The 19,471-nt window shown below is 71.9% G+C and carries 19 protein-coding genes; 11 read left to right on the top strand and 8 right to left on the bottom strand.

What is annotated here, in order from left to right; all coding sequences use genetic code 11:
- Positions 1-4: 4 nt before the first annotated feature.
- Positions 5-130 carry a hypothetical protein gene (locus Sru02f_RS02390; protein ID WP_258876715.1) on the bottom strand — a complete coding sequence of 42 codons (126 nt, stop codon included), beginning with the start codon at positions 128-130 and terminating at the stop codon, positions 5-7.
- 307 nt (positions 131-437) lie between these two features.
- On the opposite strand from Sru02f_RS02390, the gene Sru02f_RS02385 reads away from it, so the two are divergent.
- From Sru02f_RS02385 to Sru02f_RS02365, 5 genes are all read left to right on the top strand, one after another.
- Positions 438-1,169: a hypothetical protein gene (locus Sru02f_RS02385; RefSeq protein WP_109034919.1), complete on the top strand. Its 732-nt coding sequence runs from the start codon at positions 438-440 to the stop codon at positions 1,167-1,169.
- A gap of 6 nt (positions 1,170-1,175) precedes the next feature.
- A complete protein-coding gene (locus tag Sru02f_RS02380; RefSeq protein ID WP_109034921.1) occupies positions 1,176-2,786 on the top strand; it encodes a hypothetical protein in 1,611 nt (536 codons plus the stop codon).
- On the top strand, positions 2,783-3,532 hold the full coding sequence (locus Sru02f_RS02375; RefSeq protein WP_109034923.1) for a TIR domain-containing protein: 750 nt from the start codon (positions 2,783-2,785) through the stop codon (positions 3,530-3,532). The genes Sru02f_RS02380 and Sru02f_RS02375 overlap by 4 nt, the downstream gene beginning before the upstream one ends.
- Positions 3,533-3,759: 227 nt before the next feature.
- The gene (locus Sru02f_RS02370) at positions 3,760-4,296 is read left to right on the top strand and encodes a hypothetical protein (protein ID WP_373103368.1); all 537 of its coding nucleotides are present in this window, start codon (positions 3,760-3,762) and stop codon (positions 4,294-4,296) included.
- A complete protein-coding gene (locus Sru02f_RS02365) occupies positions 4,251-5,216 on the top strand; it encodes a macro domain-containing protein (RefSeq protein ID WP_373103365.1) in 966 nt (321 codons plus the stop codon). Before Sru02f_RS02370 ends, Sru02f_RS02365 begins: the two co-directional genes overlap by 46 nt.
- Positions 5,217-5,337: 121 nt before the next feature.
- On the opposite strand, the gene Sru02f_RS02360 is transcribed toward Sru02f_RS02365, so the two are convergent.
- The 5 genes from Sru02f_RS02360 to Sru02f_RS02340 form a co-directional block, all read right to left on the bottom strand.
- Positions 5,338-5,847, bottom strand: a complete 510-nt coding sequence (locus tag Sru02f_RS02360) for a hypothetical protein (protein WP_109034927.1) — start codon at positions 5,845-5,847, stop codon at positions 5,338-5,340.
- A 59-nt stretch (positions 5,848-5,906) separates the two neighbouring features.
- Complete coding sequence (locus Sru02f_RS02355; RefSeq protein ID WP_174855199.1) at positions 5,907-6,419, bottom strand: RipA family octameric membrane protein; 513 nt, start codon at positions 6,417-6,419, stop codon at positions 5,907-5,909.
- Positions 6,416-7,681: a transferase gene (locus tag Sru02f_RS02350; protein WP_373103364.1), complete on the bottom strand. Its 1,266-nt coding sequence runs from the start codon at positions 7,679-7,681 to the stop codon at positions 6,416-6,418. Before Sru02f_RS02350 ends, Sru02f_RS02355 begins: the two co-directional genes overlap by 4 nt.
- 184 nt (positions 7,682-7,865) lie before the next feature.
- A complete protein-coding gene (locus Sru02f_RS02345; RefSeq protein ID WP_109034933.1) occupies positions 7,866-8,534 on the bottom strand; it encodes a CE1759 family FMN reductase in 669 nt (222 codons plus the stop codon).
- On the bottom strand, positions 8,531-9,634 hold the full coding sequence (locus tag Sru02f_RS02340) for an LLM class flavin-dependent oxidoreductase (protein WP_109034935.1): 1,104 nt from the start codon (positions 9,632-9,634) through the stop codon (positions 8,531-8,533). The genes Sru02f_RS02345 and Sru02f_RS02340 overlap by 4 nt, the downstream gene beginning before the upstream one ends.
- Positions 9,635-9,729: 95 nt before the next feature.
- Here Sru02f_RS02340 and Sru02f_RS02335 point away from each other — a divergent pair, with 95 nt between their 5' ends.
- Positions 9,730-10,068: a YnfA family protein gene (locus Sru02f_RS02335; RefSeq protein WP_109034937.1), complete on the top strand. Its 339-nt coding sequence runs from the start codon at positions 9,730-9,732 to the stop codon at positions 10,066-10,068.
- Positions 10,069-10,112: 44 nt separating this feature from the next.
- Positions 10,113-10,895, top strand: coding sequence for an SDR family NAD(P)-dependent oxidoreductase (locus Sru02f_RS02330; protein WP_109034939.1), 783 nt, complete (start codon positions 10,113-10,115; stop codon positions 10,893-10,895).
- Between the two features lie 33 nt (positions 10,896-10,928).
- Here Sru02f_RS02330 and Sru02f_RS02325 read toward each other — a convergent pair whose 3' ends face one another.
- The gene (locus tag Sru02f_RS02325; protein ID WP_109034941.1) at positions 10,929-12,122 is read right to left on the bottom strand and encodes an RtcB family protein; all 1,194 of its coding nucleotides are present in this window, start codon (positions 12,120-12,122) and stop codon (positions 10,929-10,931) included.
- A gap of 204 nt (positions 12,123-12,326) precedes the next feature.
- Here Sru02f_RS02325 and Sru02f_RS02320 point away from each other — a divergent pair, with 204 nt between their 5' ends.
- From Sru02f_RS02320 to Sru02f_RS02310, 3 genes are all read left to right on the top strand, one after another.
- Entirely contained in the window at positions 12,327-13,217 is an 891-nt protein-coding gene (locus tag Sru02f_RS02320; protein WP_167469774.1) for a DUF3558 domain-containing protein, read from the top strand.
- Between the two features lie 117 nt (positions 13,218-13,334).
- Positions 13,335-14,201, top strand: coding sequence for a DUF3558 family protein (locus Sru02f_RS02315; RefSeq protein WP_174855200.1), 867 nt, complete (start codon positions 13,335-13,337; stop codon positions 14,199-14,201).
- 89 nt (positions 14,202-14,290) lie between these two features.
- The gene (locus Sru02f_RS02310) at positions 14,291-15,607 is read left to right on the top strand and encodes a DUF2637 domain-containing protein (RefSeq protein WP_109034947.1); all 1,317 of its coding nucleotides are present in this window, start codon (positions 14,291-14,293) and stop codon (positions 15,605-15,607) included.
- Between the two features lie 69 nt (positions 15,608-15,676).
- Here Sru02f_RS02310 and lysS read toward each other — a convergent pair whose 3' ends face one another.
- Positions 15,677-17,419: a lysine--tRNA ligase gene (lysS, locus tag Sru02f_RS02305; protein ID WP_109034949.1), complete on the bottom strand. Its 1,743-nt coding sequence runs from the start codon at positions 17,417-17,419 to the stop codon at positions 15,677-15,679.
- 173 nt (positions 17,420-17,592) lie between these two features.
- Here lysS and argS point away from each other — a divergent pair, with 173 nt between their 5' ends.
- A complete protein-coding gene (gene argS / locus Sru02f_RS02300; protein WP_109034951.1) occupies positions 17,593-19,353 on the top strand; it encodes an arginine--tRNA ligase in 1,761 nt (586 codons plus the stop codon).
- Positions 19,354-19,471: the final 118 nt, after the last annotated feature.

The following is a 19,471-nucleotide window of genomic DNA, read 5'->3' as shown; positions in this document are numbered from 1 at the left end:
GGTCTCAGACGGCGCGGCGGCCGTGTGCCGCGGCGCCGGCGGCGCGCGGGGCGCGGCCGGGTTCGTCGGGGCGGGGGCGGAGCCGGTGGAGGGGGCGGACGAACGGACTGTGCGTCGTCTTCGTCGTCATCGTCCGGCCCCCTCCGCGCAGTGCTCCCCGTGCGCCCCATGATGCGTGACGTTGCCAACTACCCGCATTGCCGGTTTCCGGAAGCGTTCACCAGGGCTTGGGTGCCGGTGAACCGCCCTGGGGCGATCAGCGGGGCGATCAACGGGCCGGCCATACCGGAAGCCGATCGGAAGCGCATCGGAACCCCGGAAATCTGGTTCCGGAAGCGCCGCCACTGGTCGGATCGGTCGATGCACAAGGCACATCGACCCACTCGGGGCGCGTGCCGTATCCGCCCGGCCGGATACCGGCGGCAATGAGGTGACAGATGAGCAGTACCCGCGTCCCGCCCGGCGCCAGGGGTTCCTACCCCGCACCGGGGCTCGCACTCACGCCCGGCCCCGTACGCAACCAGGCCCTGACCGTGATCGCGGTCCCCTTCGTCCTCATAGTCGTGCTGGCCGTCGTGCTCGCCGCGACCGGCCCGGACGACGGAGCGCCCGCCACCGACGGGCTCTACGGCAGCGGAGCGCTGCCGGACTGGGGTTCCGGCACGACCGACGACGGCACGACCGACGACGGCACCTCGGGCGACGGCACCGACCCCGACGGCGCGTACGGCAACGGCACGTACGAGGACGGCACTTACGGCGACGGCACGTACGACGACGACACGTACGGCGACGGCACCACGGACGAGACCCCCACGGACGACACCACGACCGACACCGCGACCGACGGCACGGCCACCGAGGACACCGCGACCGAAGGAAGCGGGCCGGAGGCGACCGTGACGGCGTACTTCGACGCCATCAACAACCGCGACTTCGCGGCCGCGTGGGAGCTGGGCGGCAAGAACCTCGACCAGGACTACGACTCCTTCGTCGCCGGCTTCGGGACGACGCAGCGGGACGACGTCACCGTGACCGGGACGTCCGGCGACGACGTCTCGGTCACGGTCGTGGCCTGGGAGACCGACGGCACGCAGACGACGTTCGAGGGCACCTACACCGTCAGCGGCGGCGTCATCACCTCGGCCGACATGCGGGAAGGGAACTGAGCAGCCATGACCACCCACGCCGCCCCGCCGCCCCCGGACACGACGAGCAACGCCACCCGCCTGCTGTGCGCGGGCACCTACCTCGACCCCCACTACCGCAAGGCCGTCATCCGGGAGCTGCTGACCCACCGCTACCGGGTCGTGGCCCCCTCCTACGGCTACGACGCCGCGCCCGTCCTGGCGCACGCCCTGGCCGCCCACAACCTGCGCCGCAACCAGCTGATCGCCCTCGCCGCGGGCGCGGTCGTCATCGCGCTGCTCATGGCCGCGGGCGTACTGGGCGGCTGGACGGCCGCCCTGTTCGCGTTCTGGCTCGCCTGGGCCACGATGTTCCTGCGCAGGCTCGCCATCCTGCAGACCCTCGCCGAGCACCTCGCACCCCAGGCGGACGACCGCACCGGGTTCGACGGCTCCCACCCGATCACCTCGCGCCTCACCCCGGAACTCGTCGGCAAGATCAACCGGGAGCAGGCCTCGGACACCGTGTACTACGGCGGCTACAAGCCCTTCATCGGCGCCGGCCACTCGGTCAAACGGTGGGCCAACGCGGAACTGCTGCTCGGCGCCCCGAAGTCCCGGGCCGGTGCGCTCGGCCAGAACCTGCTCAACGGGCACGTCCCCGCCCAGCACGGACCGGCGGACGGCACGAACGGCGCGGGCAGCGCGGACGGCACGGGCGGGGGCGGACGGACGGAACGCAAGCCGATCATCCCCTTCACGGTCGACGACATCACCACCCGGGTCTGCGAGGAGCTGCTGGCGGAACTGCGCGACAAGCCCGCGCCGAGCCACCGCGTCGAACTGCTCTCCGTCGACCGGCGCCGGTTCACCAAGGCGGTGCGGACCGCCGAGGGCAGCGACCCTGTCGCCGTGCTCCTGGACACGCCCGACCCCGGCCACCCCGACCACACCGCCGCGCACTGGCGGGAGGACTACGACGCCCGCCGCGAGTACCTGTGCGTCCGCATCGGGGCCTGGCAGCAGGAGCTGGTCACCTCGGTGTTCATCGGCTTCGACATCAAGGGCAGCACCCTGCACACCGAGTTCTACACCTACGTGCTCGGCCCCCTGCCGGAGAGCTTCCACCTCGCCGACCGGCTGCCGGCCGCGATCGACGGCAGGCTCATGTGCCGCATCGCCTGGGACGTGACCCGCAGCGCGCCCGGCGAGCTGCTGCGGCTGATCACCAACCCGCTGCGCGAACGGCTGCCCAGCCGCTTCTCCACCGACACCGTCCGCAAGCTGGTGGGCCAGCCCGCCGACACCAGCGAGTTCCGGCTCGGCCGCTACGCCCTGACCGCGGTGGACTGCGGCGCCCTCACCAGCGTCCGCGAGCTGGCGCCCGACCACGACTTCCACCACTTCTTCCAGGAGTCGGACGCGATCAAGTACATCCAGATCATCGAGCGCCACCTGCTGCAGATCGTCGGCGACTTCCTGCGCGACCACGACGTCGACACCCGGGAGCACGAGGCCAACCAGACCAACATCCTCCAGCAGAACTTCGGCGCCAACAGCACCAACAACTTCGGCGGCAACCAGAGCGTCGGCAACACCAACACCACCCAGACCTTCGGCAACAACTCCGGCGTCACCAGGGAGGCACGGCAGGCATGAGCGGCCAGCAGTTCCACGGCAACAGCTTCGGCCAGGGCAGCAACAACAACTTCGGGGGCAACCAGAGCACCGGCAACACCGACACCACCCAGACCTTCGGCGACAACTCCCCGATCCACGCCGCGCCGCCCGCGCCGTCCACCCCGCCCGCACAGCCGTACGCCGACGGATGGCGGCGCCCGGCCGCCGCGGTGCCTGGGGACGCCGAGCGGGCCCGCAGCGTCTTCGTCGTGCACGGCCGCGACGACCAGGTGCGGCGCGAGATGTACGAGCTGCTGCGCCGGCTCGACCTGCGGCCCAAGGAGTGGGAGGACCTGGTCCGGGCGACCGGCCAGGCCTCCCCCTTCCTCGGCGACGTGGTCGCCGGAGCCCCCGCCCAGGCCCAGGCGGCACTGGTCCTGCTCACCCCGGACGACGTCGTCACCCTCCACCCGGACCTGCGCGGCCACGACGAACCGGACTACGAGACCCGGCCGGTGTGCCAGCCGCGCCCCAACGTCCTGATCGAGCTGGGCATGGTGCTGATGGCCTACCCGGAGCGCACGCTCATCGTCGAGGTCGGCGGGGTGCGGCCGATCGCCGACATCGCGGGCCGCAACGTGGTCCGCTTCGACGGCTCCGAGACGGCGCTCGGCAAGGTCGTGGAGCGGCTGAAACTGGCGGGCTGCACGGTCAACGACACCGGCTCCGACTGGCGCCGGACCTATCCCTTCCGCCACCTGTCCGCCTACCACCGCCGGCCGTAGGCCTCCTGCCACCGCCGGCGCAGTCGTCCGGCGGATCCGGCGCCGCTCGGGGGACCGGCGCAACCGGCCCCCGGGGCACGTCCCGTCACCGCGGTACGTGTCCCGGGGGCCGGCCCGTTACGAACCGACCGAAACCACAACTCCCCCAAACGGACAATTGATACGCTGCCGACACCTCTCCCGCGACCACCGGTCGGGAGAGTGTGAAGCGAGTGGAGACCACTTGTATGGCGCGCATCCGTGTGAGCGTCCTGGGTCCGGCCAGGCTCGAAATCGACGGCGTACCCGCCCGGTTGACCCCGTTGACGACACGGCTGCTGGTCCGGCTGGTGGCGGCGGACGGCGAGCCCGTCCCGGTGCGCCGGCTGCACCGGGACGTGTGGGCACTGGACGGCGAGCAGCCGCACGCGGCCCAGCGCCACCGCAACGAGGTGCAAAAACGCGTCCTCGAACTGCGCCGCGCCCTCGACCCCGCGCAGCGCGGCGACGGCGCCCGGGTGCTGCGCACCGAGCAACTGCTGGCCGGCCCGGCGCCCGAGACGGCGTACCGGCTGGTGCTCGCGCCCGGCGAACTGGACTGCGCGGAGTTCACCGACCTGGTCGACTCCGCGCTGCTCGCGGCGCCCGCGTCGGCCGCCGACCGGTTGGCCGCGGCGCTGGCCCTGGTGCGCGGCTGGCCCTGGCCGAGGCGGGCGACGAGGACTTCGCCCGGCCGCTGGTGCGCCGGCTCACCGCGCTGTACGAGACCGCCCGCCGCCAGCTGATCCGCAGCCGGATGGACCTGGGCCGCCACGACCTCGCACTGCCGGTCGCGGAACGGATGGCCCGGGAGCGGCCGGACGACCAGGACGTCGCCGAGCTGCTCGGCGCGCTGCGGGCCCGGCTGCGCGAGCGGCACGGACGGGAGCTGCTGCGGCAGCCGTTCCCCGGCGCCGGTGACCTGGTGGTGGTGCGCGGCGACCTGTTCGACCAGGACGACGCCAATCTCGTCGTCGGGTTCACCGACACCTTCGACACCGCCACCGAGCAGGACCTGGTGATCAGCCGGGACAGCGTCCAGGGCCAGCTGGTGGAGCGGCTGTTCGGCGGGGAGCGCAAACTGCTGGACGACCGGATCCAGGCCGGGCTGAGGGCGTTCCGGCCGGTGCGCACCGAGCGGCCCCAGGACAAGCCGCGCGGCCGGCGGGTGCGCTACCCGCTGGGCACCACCGTCCCGCTGACGGTGGACGGCCGCCGGGTCTTCGCGGTGGCCTACTCCCGGCTCGGCAACGACCTCGTCGCCCGCTCCGGGCCGGCCGATCTGCGGGCGAGCCTGGACACCCTGTGGCCGGCCGTCGCCCGGTACGGGATGTACCGGCCGCTCGCGATCCCCCTGATCGGCTCCGGACTGGCCCGGATCGTGGAGCTGGACCGCACCCGGCTGCTGCTCATGATCGTGCAGAGCTTCGCCGACCACTGCCGCCGTGACCCGGCGACCGCCCCGGAGCTGCGCGTCGTGATCCGCCCGGCCGACCTGGAGCGGACCGACCTGTCGGTGCTCGGCACCTACCTGCGCACCACGCGGCTCCCCGGCACCAGCGCCGACACCGGCATCGGCACCAGCGCCGACGTCGGCGCCGGCACCGGGAGTCAGGACACCGGTGCCGGCGCCGGCGACAGCGGTGGGGCGTACGGCCGCCGGTGACGTCGACATGCCCTTACGGCATCAGCGACCCCGCTTCCGGAACCAGCGGCGCACCGCTTCCGAACCGCTTCCGGTTCCGGTTCCGCTTCCGGCGCCGGTCCGCGCCGGTCGGCGGCCCTTCCTACCGGGAGTCGGCCCGGCGCGCGGCCCCGGCCGGCCACACGACGTCGACGGGGATCCCCGCCTCCCGGGCCGCGAGCACCAGGTCGGCGGTGCCGCCGCCCCGGCCGCTGGGCGGTTCGCCGTTCCACACGGCCACCAGCCGGTCGGCACGTTCGAGGAGCAGGGCGTTGGCGGCCTCGTACGCCTGCCGGTCGGCCCGCTCACGGGGCAGTACGACGACCTCGTCGGCGGCTGCGGCGAGGCGGTCGAAGAGGGGGGCGTCGGCGGGCTCGACCGTGCTGCGGCGGTAGTCCCGCGAAGGGACGACGACGACCAGGCGACCGCCGACGGCCAGTACGGCCTCGGCGAACAGCGAGTCGGCCCCCTTGGCGATGCAGGAGAACCCGACCAGCGTCTTCCCCGGGTCCAGGTCCCGGTACCGGGCCAGCAGTTCGTCCAGGGCGGCGCGGACCGCGGGGACGCTCTCCTGCGTCAGGTCCATGTGCCCGGTCACCGCGAGGGCCGTCACGCTCTCCCCCTCGGTCGATGGCCTGGTGGCAGGCCCCGGATCCTATCGCGGCCGGTGGCTCACCGGGCGACGAGGGCGAGGAAGCCCATCACGTAGGAGACGGCGAAGACGACCGGGACCCACTGCTCGACGTAGGTCAGCGGCAGATACCGGCGCCAGTCCCGGCCCTCGCCCAGCGCGCCCCACTCCCCCCTGCTGTACGCGAACGCCGGCAGCCTCTCCTCGAAGGCGCCGATCACCGCGTACTTGGCGCGGTTGAGCTGCCGGTACGACCGCACCATGACGTACCATGCGGCGCACTGGACCAGCAGGATGACCAGCCCGGCCAGCAGCAACGCGACGGACGCGCCGGCCAGTGCGCCGCCCGACACCGCGGCCACCACGGCGACCACCGCGCTGTTGAGCGACAGGAAGAACGTGTTGGTCAGATTCCGCCGGGCACTGATCCGGTCGGCCATCTCCACGCAGAGCTTGTACTGTTCGAGCACCGCCTGCCGGTAGCGGTCGTCGGCCACCGAGTACTCGGCCGCGCCGACCTCCGTGTTCCACAGCGCGTCCCCCATGTCACTCATGCCTCGCCGTGCCTCCCGTCCGCCCGGCGTTCGAGTTCGAGTTCGGTCAGCCGCACCATGGCGGGCCACATGGCACGGTCCAAAGAGCCCACGAGCTGGTCTTCGAGCGGCGAGGGCCGGCGCAGGGCGACGAACCGCGCCGTCCAGTCCGGCTCGAAGTGGATGATTCCCCGGACCCGGGACGACAAAGCACGGCTGCGCCGGTACGCGGGCAGCACGCCGGGCGCCAGGTCGCCCGCCAGCTGCCGGAACTCGTCGTACGCCTTCTCCTTCATCGGCACGAGCAGCAGCAGCCGCTCCGGGGGCAGGATCCGCATCGCCTCGCGGATCTCCCAGAGCGTCCCCCGTCCCTTCCCCAGCACGATCACGACGAGCGTGGCGCCGCGCATCATGGTGCTCACCGGCGTCTGCCAGTCGTCCGGCGGCAGGTACATCCGCCGGGCACCGGCCCGGGGCACGCGCTCCCCGGGCGCCCCCACCCCGACGAGGGTGCCGGCCCAGGAGAGGGCGTCGGCGATGCGCTCCTCCTCGCCCTGGCCGAGGCTGACGGCGGCGGCCAGCCAGGCGCCCGCCAAGGGGATGCGATGGGGGCGCGAGAGCCGGTGGTCGTCGCCAAAGGAGCGCAGGTAGAGGACGTACTGGCGGCCCGCGAGGTCGTCCGGGGAGGAGACGACCGTGTCGTAGTACTGCACTGCGGTGCGCAGGATCGTGTTGCCCAGGCCGACGAAGAGGACCGTCTGCGCGAACAGGGCGGCGACGACCAGGGACGCCCACCACGGGTTGCCGCCGGTCGTCAGCAGGTCCCGCAGGGCGAGGAGGGCGAAGCAGAGGAACAGCGAGCCGAGCCCGGAGACGACCGCGCCGAAGACGCCGGTCATCGCGAACGGGACCCGGCGCGCCCCCGGCCGCCGCTCGCCGAGCGGCTCGGCGGCCCGCAGCAGCCCGTTCTCCTCGCGGTGCCGCCGCAGCGCCGACAGGGTGAGCTGCGCCGCGCGCCGCACCTTCCTGCCGTGCAGGAAGAACTGGAGGCCGAGGAGGAAGAGGACGGCCGCACTCCCGTGCGGACCGAGCGAACCGTCCCGCAGGATCAGGTAGTAGGCGAAGGCCTGCGCCAGCACACCCGTCGCGCACAGCCCGGTCCCGGCCGCCAGGTGCCACAGCGCGGGCTTCCTGGTCGTGGCGTAGGCGACGGCCACGGCTGCCACGCCGCACAGCACCGCCGCGTACACCGGTCCCCACAGGACGGCCACCAGTACGGACACGGGGAGGGCCGCCGGAAACCACCGGGGCAACGGCTTCTCGGGTAACCGGTCGGGCGACTGTCCCGGCTGGGGTCTGCTCATCCTGGCCACACCGTAGTGAACCGCCGACCGGGCCGGGCGGGAACCCCGTGGCGTCACACGATGCGGTGATACGGCCGGTGCCCGGCCCCCGCCGGCGGCCGCGCTACGGCGCCGGGCTCGGGCCCGGGACGCTCAGCGCGGCGAGCCGCTCCGCGAAGGGCGTGACCTCCTCGAAGGAGTCCCGCTTCGGCAGCGGGCGCCCCGCCGACGGCCCGGACGCCCGCGCGGCCCCCGACAGCCCCGACATCAGCGCCGCCAGCTCGGTCGCGGCCCGCCCGATCCGGGCGTCCAGCCCCTCCGCGCCCCAGTCCTCGGAGGCGGCGTACACGCCGGTGGGGACGATCACCGCCTTCAGGTAGGCGAAGAGCGGCCGCAGCGCGTGGTCCAGCACCAGGGAGTGCCGGGCGGTGCCGCCGGTCGCGGCGATCAGCACCGGCTTCCCGGTGAGCGCGTCCTCGTCGGTGACGCTCAGCGCGTCGAAGAACGACTTGAACAGCCCGCTGTACGACGCCGAGAACACCGGCGTGACGACGATCAGCCCGTCGGCCGCCGCGACCTCGGCGAACGCGTCCGCGAGCGCCGGTGCCGGGAAGCCGTTGGTGAAGGTGTGCGCGATCTCCACGGCGAGGTCGCGCAGCTCGATCACCCGGACGTCGGCCGGGCCGGGCTCGGGCGCGGTGGCCGCCGGGGCGGCGACCGCGGCCAGCCGGTCGGCGAGCAGCCGGGTGGACGACGGGACGCTCAGCCCCGCGGAGACGACGACGAGCTTCATGCGCGCGCTCCTTCCTCGGCCGGGGCGTCCTTGCGGGAGGCCAGCAGGGACGCGTGGGTCGGCGCGTCCGGCACGTTCGCCGGGCGGTTCTTGGCGAACTCCTCGCGCAGCACCGGGACGACCTCCTCGCCGAGCAGGTCGAGCTGTTCCAGGACGGTCTTCAGGGGCAGCCCGGCGTGGTCCATCAGGAAGAGCTGGCGCTGGTAGTCGCCGGCGTAGTCGCGGAAGGCGAGCGTCTTCTCGATCACCTGCTGCGGAGAGCCGACGGTGAGCGGGGTCTGCGCGGTGAAGTCCTCCAGCGACGGTCCGTGTCCGTAGACCGGCGCCTCGTCGAAGTAGGGCCGGAACTCGCGGACCGCGTCCTGGCTGTTCTTCCGCATGAACACCTGGCCGCCGAGGCCGACGATCGCCTGCTCGGGCGTGCCGTGCCCGTAGTGGGCGTAGCGGGCCCGGTACAGCTCGATCATGCGCTTGGTGTGGTCGGCGGGCCAGAAGATGTTGTTGTGGAAGAAGCCGTCGCCGTAGTACGCGGCCTGCTCGGCGATCTCCGGGGAGCGGATGGAGCCGTGCCAGACGAAGGGCGCGACGCCGTCCAGCGGACGCGGGGTGGAGGTGAAGCCCTGGAGGGGGGTGCGGAACTTGCCCTCCCAGTTCACCACGTCCTCGCGCCACAGGCGGTGCAGCAGGTTGTAGTTCTCGACGGCGAGGTTGATGCCCTCGCGGATGTCCTTGCCGAACCAGGGGTAGACCGGGCCGGTGTTGCCGCGCCCCATCATCAGGTCCACCCGGCCGTCGGCCAGGTGCTGGAGCATCGCGAAGTCCTCGGCGATCTTCACCGGGTCGTTCGTGGTGATCAGGGTGGTGGAGGTGGAGAGCACCAGCCGCTCGGTGCGGGCCGCGACGTAGCCGAGCATGGTCGTCGGCGACGAGGGCACGAAGGGCGGGTTGTGGTGCTCGCCGGTGGCGAAGACGTCGAGCCCGACCTCCTCCGCCTTGAGCGCGATGGCGACCATCGCCTTGATGCGCTCACGCTCGGTCGGCGTACGGCCCGTGGTCGGGTCGGGCGTGACGTCGCCGACGGTGAAGATGCCGAACTGCATGATCGCTCAACCTCCGCTTTGTTGACGGTTCAACTATACCCGTCCAACGGTGGCCCCCGACCCGTTATTCCGCAGGTCCGTGCGAAGCTGCCCGCATGCTCGTGCTCCGCTCCGCCGCCCTCTTCGTCGTCGCCGCCCTGTTCGAGATCGGCGGTGCCTGGCTGGTGTGGCAGGGCGTGCGCGAGCAGCGCGGCTGGCTCTGGGCGGCGGGCGGGGTCCTCGCCCTCGGCGCCTACGGCTTCGTCGCCACCTTCCAGCCCGACGCGCACTTCGGCCGCATCCTCGCCGCGTACGGCGGGATCTTCGTGGCCGGCTCGATCCTGTGGGGCGTGGTCGCCGACGGCTACCGCCCGGACCGCTGGGACATCGCCGGGGCGCTGGTCTGCCTGACCGGGATGGCCCTGATCATGTGGGCCCCGCGCAACGGAGGCTGACTACCCTGGTCGGCGACCCGCACCACCGACCGAGGAGCAGCACCATGGCCACCGCAGCAGCCGCCCCGTCCGCCGCCTCCCGCATCGCCGTCGTCACCGGCGCGAGCAGCGGCATCGGCGCCGCCACGGCCCGGCAGCTCGCCGCGGCCGGGTACCGCGTGGTCCTCACCGCCCGCCGCAAGGACCGCATCGAGGCGCTGGCCGAGGAGATCGAGGCGGCCGGGCACAAGGCGACGGCCTACCCCCTGGACGTCACCGACCGCGAGGCGGTCGACGAGTTCGCCACCGCCTTCAAGACGGTCGGCGTCCTGGTCAACAACGCGGGCGGCGCGCTCGGCGCCGACCCGGTGGCCACCGGCGACCCGGACGACTGGCGCCGCATGTACGAGACGAACGTCATCGGCACCCTCAACCTCACCCAGGCCCTGCTCCCCAAGCTGGAGGCGAGCGGCGACGGCACGGTCGTGGTCGTCTCCTCCACCGCGGGCCTGTCCACCTACGAGGGCGGCGCGGGCTACGTCGCCGCCAAGCACGGCGAACACGTCCTCGCCGAGACCCTGCGCCTGGAGATCGTCGGCCGCCCGGTCCGCGTCGTCGAGATCGCGCCCGGCATGGTCAAGACCGACGAGTTCGCCCTGACCCGCTTCGCCGGCGACCAGGACAAGGCGGCCAAGGTCTACCAGGGCGTCGCCGCCCCCCTGACCGCCGACGACGTCGCCGACACCATCACCTGGGCGGTCACCCGCCCCGCCCACGTCAACATCGACCTCCTGGTCGTCCGCCCCCGCGCCCAGGCCTCGAACACGAAGGTGCACCGGGAGGCGTAGACCCGCCCCCGGTGCACCTGGCGCGTCCGGGCGTCAGCCCTTCACGCAGACGACCTGCTTCAGCTTCGCCACGACCTCCACCAGGTCGCGCTGCTGGTCGATGACCTGGTCGATCGGCTTGTAGGCGCCCGGGATCTCGTCCACGACTCCGGAGTCCTTGCGGCACTCCACACCCCGCGTCTGCTCCTCCAGGTCCTTGGTGGAGAAGCGGCGCTTGGCGGCGTTCCGGCTCATCCGCCGACCGGCGCCGTGGGAGGCGGAGTTGAAGGACTTGGCGTTGCCGAGTCCCTTCACGATGTACGAACCCGTGCCCATGGAACCGGGGATGATCCCGAAGTCCCCGGAACCCGCGCGGATCGCGCCCTTGCGGGTCACCAGCAGGTCCATCCCGTCGTACCGCTCCTCGGCCACGTAGTTGTGGTGGGCGCTGATCTCCTGCTCGAAGACCGGCTTGGCCTTCTTGAACTCCTTGCGGACCACGTCCTTGAGGAGCGCCATCATGAGCGTGCGGTTGTACTTCGCGTACTCCTGCGCCCAGAACAGGTCGTTGCGGTACGCGGCCATCTGCGGGGTGTCCGCGACGAACACCGCGAGGTCGCGGTCGACCAGACCCTGGTTGTGCGGGAGCTTCTGGGCGACGCCGATGTGGTGCTCGGCCAGTTCCTTGCCGATGTTGCGGGAACCGGAGTGCAGCATCAGCCAGACAGAACCGGTCGTATCCGTGCACACTTCGACGAAATGATTTCCGCCGCCGAGCGTACCCATCTGCTTTCCGGCCCGTTCGTGACGGAACTTGACCGCTTCGGCGACTCCGTCGAACCGCCCCCAGAAGTCGTCCCACCCGCCGGTCGCCAGCCCGTGGAAGCGTCCCGGCTCAAGGGGACTGTCGTGCATCCCCCGCCCCACCGGAATCGCCTGCTCGATCTTCGAGCGCAGCCGGGACAGGTCACCGGGCAGGTCGTTCGCCGTCAGGGACGTCTTGACCGCCGACATGCCGCAGCCGATGTCGACGCCCACCGCCGCCGGGCACACCGCGCCCCGCATCGCGATCACGGAGCCGACCGTCGCACCCTTGCCGTAGTGCACGTCCGGCATGACCGCGAGGCCCTTGATCCACGGCAGGGTCGCGACGTTGCGCAGCTGCTGGAGCGCGCCCTCCTCGACCGTCGCCGGGTCGGTCCACATCCGGATCGGCACCTTCGCGCCCGGCAGCTCCACGTACGACATATCGTCCTCATTCCCCCGGAAAACAAACAGAAGTCTCGAAGCGCAAAACCGGCGCCAAGGGCAGCCAAAGGGACGGCTGACCGGCGTTCACGGCGGCGCGTGCGATACACATTGTCTCCAGGGGACGCCCCCGCGCGGCAAGCGAATAACCAGCGGGGACACTGGAGTACCGACCACAGCCACACCGGCGAGAGGAGCCGCACCGTGCAGCGGAAGGCCTACGTACCGGGCGTCGCCGCCCTCCTGGCGGCGTTGCTGGCCGGCTGCACCGGCGGCTCGGGCGGCGGCGCCACCGCGGACGACTCGAACCCGGGGCAGCCCGGGGTCGCGACCGAGGCGGCCGAGCCCGGCAAGTACCGCACCCTTCCTGAGCCGTGCGCCGTGGTCGGCCACAAGGCGCTGGACACCCTTCTGCCCGGCATCGAGGAGATCGCCGACGAGGAGCAGCGCGAGCGGGCGTACTCCGGCGAGCCGACGCTCGCGTACGACACGGACCGCAAGGTCGGCTGCCGCTGGAAGGTGGAGTCGGCCGAGGCCACGGACCATCTCTTCGTGGACTTCGAGCGGGTGGTGTCCTACGACGGCTCCGTGAGCGACGCCGGCGAGGCCGAGGAGCTGTTCGCGCAGCAGGTGGAGGCGGCCGACCTGCCCGAGCCGGTCGTCTCGGAGTCCGGGTCCGCCACCTCGGACTCCCCGTCCGGCAGCCCCTCCTCGTCCTCCTCCGGAGAGTCCGGAGAGTCCGGGGAGTCCGGGGAGTCCGGAGAACCGGCCGGCGGCGCGGGCGGCACGCCCTCGTCCTCGGCCTCCGCCCCCTCGTCCTCCCCCTCCTCCTCGTCGACCGCGTCCCCCGCCGAGGTCCAGCCCCGGCTCCTGGACGACCTGGGCGACGAGGCGTTCGTGGACGACGCGCTCAGCAGTTCCGGCTCGACGGCGAAGCGGCGCACCGTGACTGTGGCGTTCCGCACGTCGAACGTCGTGGTGACCATCGAGTACGCGGAGCAGTCGGCGACGCTCGGAGTCGTCCCGGACAGCGAGGAAATGCAGGACATGGCGCGGAAACTGGCCTCCCAGCTGGCGGACTCACTGGGCGGCTGAGCCCCGCCGGGGCTCCCCCGCGCCCGCGCGCGCTGCCGCCGAAGCGCGGCCGCGCGATTTCCTCACCGCGTACGGTGGCCCCTCGGACCCGTTCCGAACGCAGGAATGACGAGTGCCATGAGTGAAGGAACCATGCAGCTACGAGCCCAGCGTGACCAGCGAGACCCGCAAGCGAAGCGAGCGAAGCGACTCACCCGCGTCCTTGTCGGCGCGGCCGCCGTACCCGTGATGCTGGTGGCAGCCGGCTGCTCCTCGGACTCCGGCTCCGACGACGGCAAGGACAAGGCCGCGCAGGAGTCCGCCGCGTCGAAGTCCGCGAGCCCGTCCCCGACGGTGAAGGCCGCGGCGTACGGGAAGCTTCCGCAGCCGTGCTCGGTGGTGACGAAGAAGACGCTGGACGACCTGGTGCCCAAGGGCGACTCCGGCAAGGAGGGTTCGTCCAACGACACTGCGACGCGGGCCAGTTGCTCGTGGGACAGTCTCGACGACAACGGCGTGAAGGGTTCTCAGTTCCGCTGGCTGAGCGTGTCGCTGCTGCGCTTCGAGTCGGACGTGACGCGCGGCGAGGGCGAGAAGCTGGCGCACGACTACTACCTGAAGCAGGTGAAGGACGCGCAGGCCGCGGAGGGCGCGAAGGGCCTCAAGACCGCGCCGGTGAGCCGCACGGGCAACGAGGCCTCCGTGGTGAGTTACGACCTGAAGAAGAAGGAGGGCACCTTCAAGCAGCAGACGGTCGTGGCACGGGCCGAGAACGTCGTCGTGACCCTCGACTTCAACGGCGCGGGCCTGGCGGGCGACAAGACCCCGGACGCCGGCGACCTGGTGAAGGACGCGCAGAAGGCGGCCAAGGAGGCGGTGGCCGCGGTGATGAAGGCCAACGACACCTCCGCCGGCGGCAAGCCGAGCGGCACGCCGCAGGGCTCCGGGTCCCCCTCGGAGCCGGCGTCCGAGACGTCCTCGAAGGCCCCCTCGAAGTCGAGCTGACGGGCCTCTTGGGCCTACCGGCCACCCGTCCCCCGCACACATGTGCCACTCTGTTGCGCGCAACAACACGCAATGGGAGGGGAGTACGGGTGGCCGCGCCACTTCAGCTGACCCGGACGCACCGCGTCCTCATCGGCCTGGTCGTCTTCGGTGCCGTCATCATCGCCGGGATCGGCTTCGCGGGTTCGTACGCGGCGGTGCGGGAGCTGGCCCTGAAGAAGGGGTTCGGGAATTTCAGTTACGTCTTCCCGATCGGCATCGACGCGGGCATCTGTGTGCTGCTCGCCCTGGACCTGCTGCTGACCTGGATCCGCATCCCCTTCCCGCTGCTGCGGCAGACGGCGTGGCTGCTGACGGCGGCGACGATCGCGTTCAACGGCGCCGCGGCCTGGCCCGATCCGCTGGGCGTGGGCATGCACGGCGTGATCCCGATCCTGTTCGTGGTGTCGGTGGAGGCCGCCCGGCACGCGATCGGCCGGATCGCCGACATCACCGCCGACAAGCACATGGAGGGGGTCCGCCTCACCCGCTGGCTGCTCTCGCCGGTGCCGACGTTCCTGTTGTGGCGGCGCATGAAGCTGTGGGAGCTGCGCTCCTACGAGCAGGTCATCAAGCTGGAGCAGGAGCGGCTGGTCTACCGGGCCCGGCTGCGGTCCCGCTTCGGCCGCGCCTGGCGCCGCAAGGCGCCCGTGGAGTCCCTGATGCCGCTGCGGCTGGCCCGCTACGGCGTCCCGCTGGCCCAGACCGGCCCCGCCGGGCTGGCGGCGGCGGGCATCGAACCGGCCCTGCTCCCGCCGGTGCCGCGGCAGCTCCAGGAGACGGACCCGCAGGTTCCCGCGGGCGAGCAGCGCGCCGAGCTGGTCAAGGGCCCGGAGGCGGACCGTCCCCGGCCCGCGGACCGGTCCGGGCCCCAGGACCGGTCCGGGCCCGAGGATCCGCCGCACGGTGCCGGGGAGGAGGACGGCCCGGAGCAGAGCCCCTGGTTCAACACCCGCCAGGTCGCCTACCAGGGCGGTTACGACCCCAGCTACGACCCGGGCGAGCAGTACGCCCAGTGGTACGAGGAGCAGCAGCAGGCCGACGAGTACCGGGACCAGTACGAGGAGGAGCCCCCGCTGCAGGAGCCCTCGCCGGAGGAGACGGGCAGCTTCCCGATACCGGTCGTGCCGGGCCGCACCCGCGAGCTGGGCGAGGGTGCCGGCACGGCCGAGCCGGCCCCGACCGAGGAGGACTACTACACGGTCTTCCGGAAGTCGATCGACGGCAGCTACCCCACGGTGGCCCAGTTCCGGGGCGACGTGGAGGCGACCTTCGGGGTGCCGCTGGCTCCGCGTGAGGCCGATCGCATGGTGAAGGCGTTCAGCGAGCGCCACATGCGGGAGCTCCAGGAAGAGCACATCGCCTAGCGGCGCGAGTACGGCGAAGGGGGCGCCCGGTGTTCGCCGGGCGCCCCCTTCGCCGTGGTTCCGCCGGTCCTACTCGCCGAGCAGGGTCCGCACCCGGTCCTGCCCCACCGCGAGCAGCAGCGTGGGCAGGCGCGGGCCGGTGTCGCGGCCGACGAGCAGGTGGTAGAGCAGCGCGAAGAACGTCCGCTGGGCGGTCTTGATCTCCGGCGGCAGCTCCTTGGGCGTGGCGTCGGCCGGGAAGCCCGCCTGGACCTTGGGGACCCCGTAGACGTGGTGGGTGAGCCCGTCCAGGGACCAGTGGTCGGCCAGCCCGTCGAGCAGCAGCCGCAGGGACTGCCGGCTCGGCTCGTCGAGGGACTTGAGCAGCTCGGCGTCGGGCTCCTGGCGCACGATGGTGCGCTGGTCGGCGGGGACGTGGGTGTTGATCCACGCCTCGGCCTTGTCGTAGCGCGGCCGGGCCTGGTCCAGCAAGGCGATCGGGTCGGCCGGGTCCAGCTCGCCGAGGATGCGCAGCGCCTGGTCCTCGTGCCCGGCGGTGATGTCGGCCACGGAGGCGAGCGTGCGGTAGGGCAGCGGCCTGGGCGTGCGCGGCAGCTCACCCGCGGCCGTGCGCACCGCGCGGGAGTGCGCGGCGGCGTCGGCGGGGAGGGCCGAGCCGTCGGCGACCTTGGCGTCGAGGCGGTCCCACTCGTCGTAGAGCCGCTGGATCTCCTGGTCGAAGGCGATCTTGAAGGACTGGTTGGGGCGGCGGCGGGCGTACAGCCAGCGCAGCAGCTGCGGCTCCATGATCTTCAGGGCGTCGGCCGGGGTGGGCACGCCGCCCTTGGACGAGGACATCTTGGCCATGCCGCTGATGCCGACGAAGGCGTACATCGGGCCGATCGGCTGCTCGCCGCCGAAGATGCCGACGATCTGCCCGCCGACCTGGAAGGAGGACCCGGGGGACGAGTGGTCGACGCCGCTGGGCTCGAAGACGACGCCCTCGTAGGCCCAGCGCATCGGCCAGTCGACCTTCCAGACCAGCTTGCCGCGGTTGAACTCGCTCAGCCGCACGGTCTCGGAGAAGCCGCAGGCGGTGCAGGCGTAGGTCAGCTCGGTCGAGTCGTCGTCGTAGGCGGTGACCGTGGTCAGGTCCTTCTCGCAGTTGCCGCAGTAGGGCTTGTACGGGAAGTACCCGGCGGAGCCGGAGCTGCCGTCGTCCTCGGCGGCGGCGCCGGAGCCCTCGGCGGCCTCCAGCTCGGCCTCGTCGACCGGCTTCTGCGACTTCTTCGCGGGCGCCTTCTTGGTGCGGTACTGGTCGAGGATGGCGTCGATGTCCCGGCGGTGCTTCATGGCGTGCAGGATCTGCTCGCGGTAGACGCCGGAGGTGTACTGCGCGGTCTGGCTGATCCCGTCGAACTCGACGCCCATCTCGGCGAGCGAGTCGACCATCGCGGCCTTGAAGTGCTCCGCCCAGTTGGGGTGGGGGGAGCCCTTGGGGGCCGGGACGGAGGTGAGCGGCTTGCCGATGTGCTCGGCCCAGGTCTCGTCCACGCCGGGGACGCCGGCCGGGACCTTGCGGTAGCGGTCGTAGTCGTCCCAGGAGATCAGGTGCCGCACCTCGTGTCCCCGGCGGCGCACCTCGTCGGCGACCAGGTGCGGGGTCATGACCTCGCGCAGGTTGCCCAGGTGGATGGGGCCGGAGGGGGAGAGTCCGGAGGCGACGACGACACCTGGTTTGCCCGGGGCACGGCGCTCCGACTCGGCGATGACCTCGTCCGCGAAACGGGAGACCCAGTCGGTGGTCTCTGTGCTCTGAGCCACGATCGGCACGTCCTCTTTCCTGAAACTTCCCCGGAACCGCTCCGGAGACAGCCGGTACGGTCGCACGGCTGACCGCTTCATTCTCCCAGCCCGGCCCGCATCCGCGAAAACCGCTTTTCACCGCGTGGGATACTCGGTTTCCGTACCACTTCCAGGAACCCGAGCAGAACGGCAGCCACTCCATGGCCTCGGTCACGTCCCTCAGCGACTCCGTCCAGCAGCACCTCGCGTCCGCCCTGACGGCCACCCGGCCGGAGGCCGCCGGCGCGGACCCGCTGCTGCGACGAAGCGACCGGGCGGACTACCAGGCCAACGGCATCCTCGCGCTGGCCAAGAAGACGAAGGCCAACCCGCGGGAGCTGGCGACCGAGGTCGTCGGGCGGATCACCACCGGTGACGAGCTGATCAAGGACGTCGAGGTCTCCGGCCCCGGCTTCCTCAACATCACCGTCGCCGACCGGGCGATCACCGCGAACCTGGCCGCGCGGCTCGCGGACGGCGAGCGCCTCGGCGTGCCGCTGAAGCAGGACGCGGGCACCACGGTCGTCGACTACGCCCAGCCGAACGTGGCGAAGGAGATGCACGTCGGCCACCTGCGCTCGGCGGTCATCGGCGACGCCCTGCGCTCCATGCTCGACTTCACCGGCGAGAAGACGATCGGCCGGCACCACATCGGCGACTGGGGCACCCAGTTCGGCATGCTCATCCAGTACCTGTTCGAGCACCCCGGCGAGCTGGCCCCGGCCGGGGACGTCGACGGCGAGCAGGCCATGTCGAACCTGAACCGGGTGTACAAGGCGTCGCGCGCGGTCTTCGACACGGACGAGGAGTTCAAGGAGCGGGCCCGGCGGCGGGTCGTCGCCCTCCAGTCCGGCGACAAGGAGACCCTCGAGCTGTGGCAGCAGTTCGTGGACGAGTCGAAGGTCTACTTCTACTCCGTCTTCGAGAAGCTCGACATGGAGATCCGCGACGACGAGATCGTCGGCGAGTCCGCGTACAACGACGGCATGCCCGAGACCGCCCGCCTGCTGGAGGAGATGGGCGTCGCGGTGCGCTCCGAGGGCGCGCTCGTGGTGTTCTTCGACGAGATCCGCGGCAAGGACGACCAGCCGGTGCCGCTGATCGTGCAGAAGGCCGACGGCGGCTTCGGCTACGCGGCCTCCGACCTGACCGCGATCCGCAACCGGGTCCAGGACCTGCACGCCACCACGCTGCTGTACGTCGTCGACGTACGCCAGTCGCTGCACTTCAGGATGGTCTTCGAGACGGCCCGCCGGGCCGGCTGGCTCGGCGACGAGGTCACCGCGCACAACATGGGCTACGGCACGGTGCTCGGCGCGGACGGCAAGCCCTTCAAGACGCGTGCGGGCGAAACCGTGCGCCTCGAGGACCTGCTGGACGAGGCGGTGCAGCGGGCGGCCGAGGTCGTCCGGGAGAAGGCGCGGGACCTCACCGAGGACGAGATCCAGGAGCGGGCGGCACAGGTCGGCATCGGCGCCGTGAAGTACGCGGACCTGTCCACGTCGCCGAACCGCGACTACAAGTTCGACCTGGACCAGATGGTCTCGCTCAACGGCGACACCAGCGTCTACCTCCAGTACGCCTACGCCCGCATCCAGTCCATCCTGCGCAAGGCCGGCGAGGTCCGCCCGGCCGCCCACCCGGAGCTGGAGCTGCACGAGGCGGAGCGCGCGCTGGGCCTGCACCTGGACGCGTTCGGCAGCACCGTCTTCGAGGCGGCCGCGGAGTACGCCCCGCACAAGCTGGCCGCGTACCTGTACCAGCTGGCGTCGCTGTACACGACGTTCTACGACAAGTGCCCCGTCCTCAAGGCCGGGACGCCGGAGCAGGTGGAGAACCGCCTCTTCCTGTGCGACCTCACGGCCCGTACTCTGCACCGGGGCATGGCCCTGCTGGGCATCCGGACGCCCGAGCGACTCTGACGCTCCGCGTCCGGCGTACGCTCATGCGGCCCGCCCTCTCCCCGCGAGGGAGGGGGCGGGCCGCATCGCGTACTGTGTCCCGTCGTCCGCCCGCGGAGGGGGACATTCCGGTGACCGA

This window comes from Streptomyces rubrogriseus (assembly GCF_027947575.1).
GTDB classification, from domain to species: Bacteria; Actinomycetota; Actinomycetes; order Streptomycetales; family Streptomycetaceae; genus Streptomyces; species Streptomyces rubrogriseus.
Note: the sequence above shows the minus strand (reverse complement) of the source record. Positions and strands in the feature narration are given on the sequence as shown.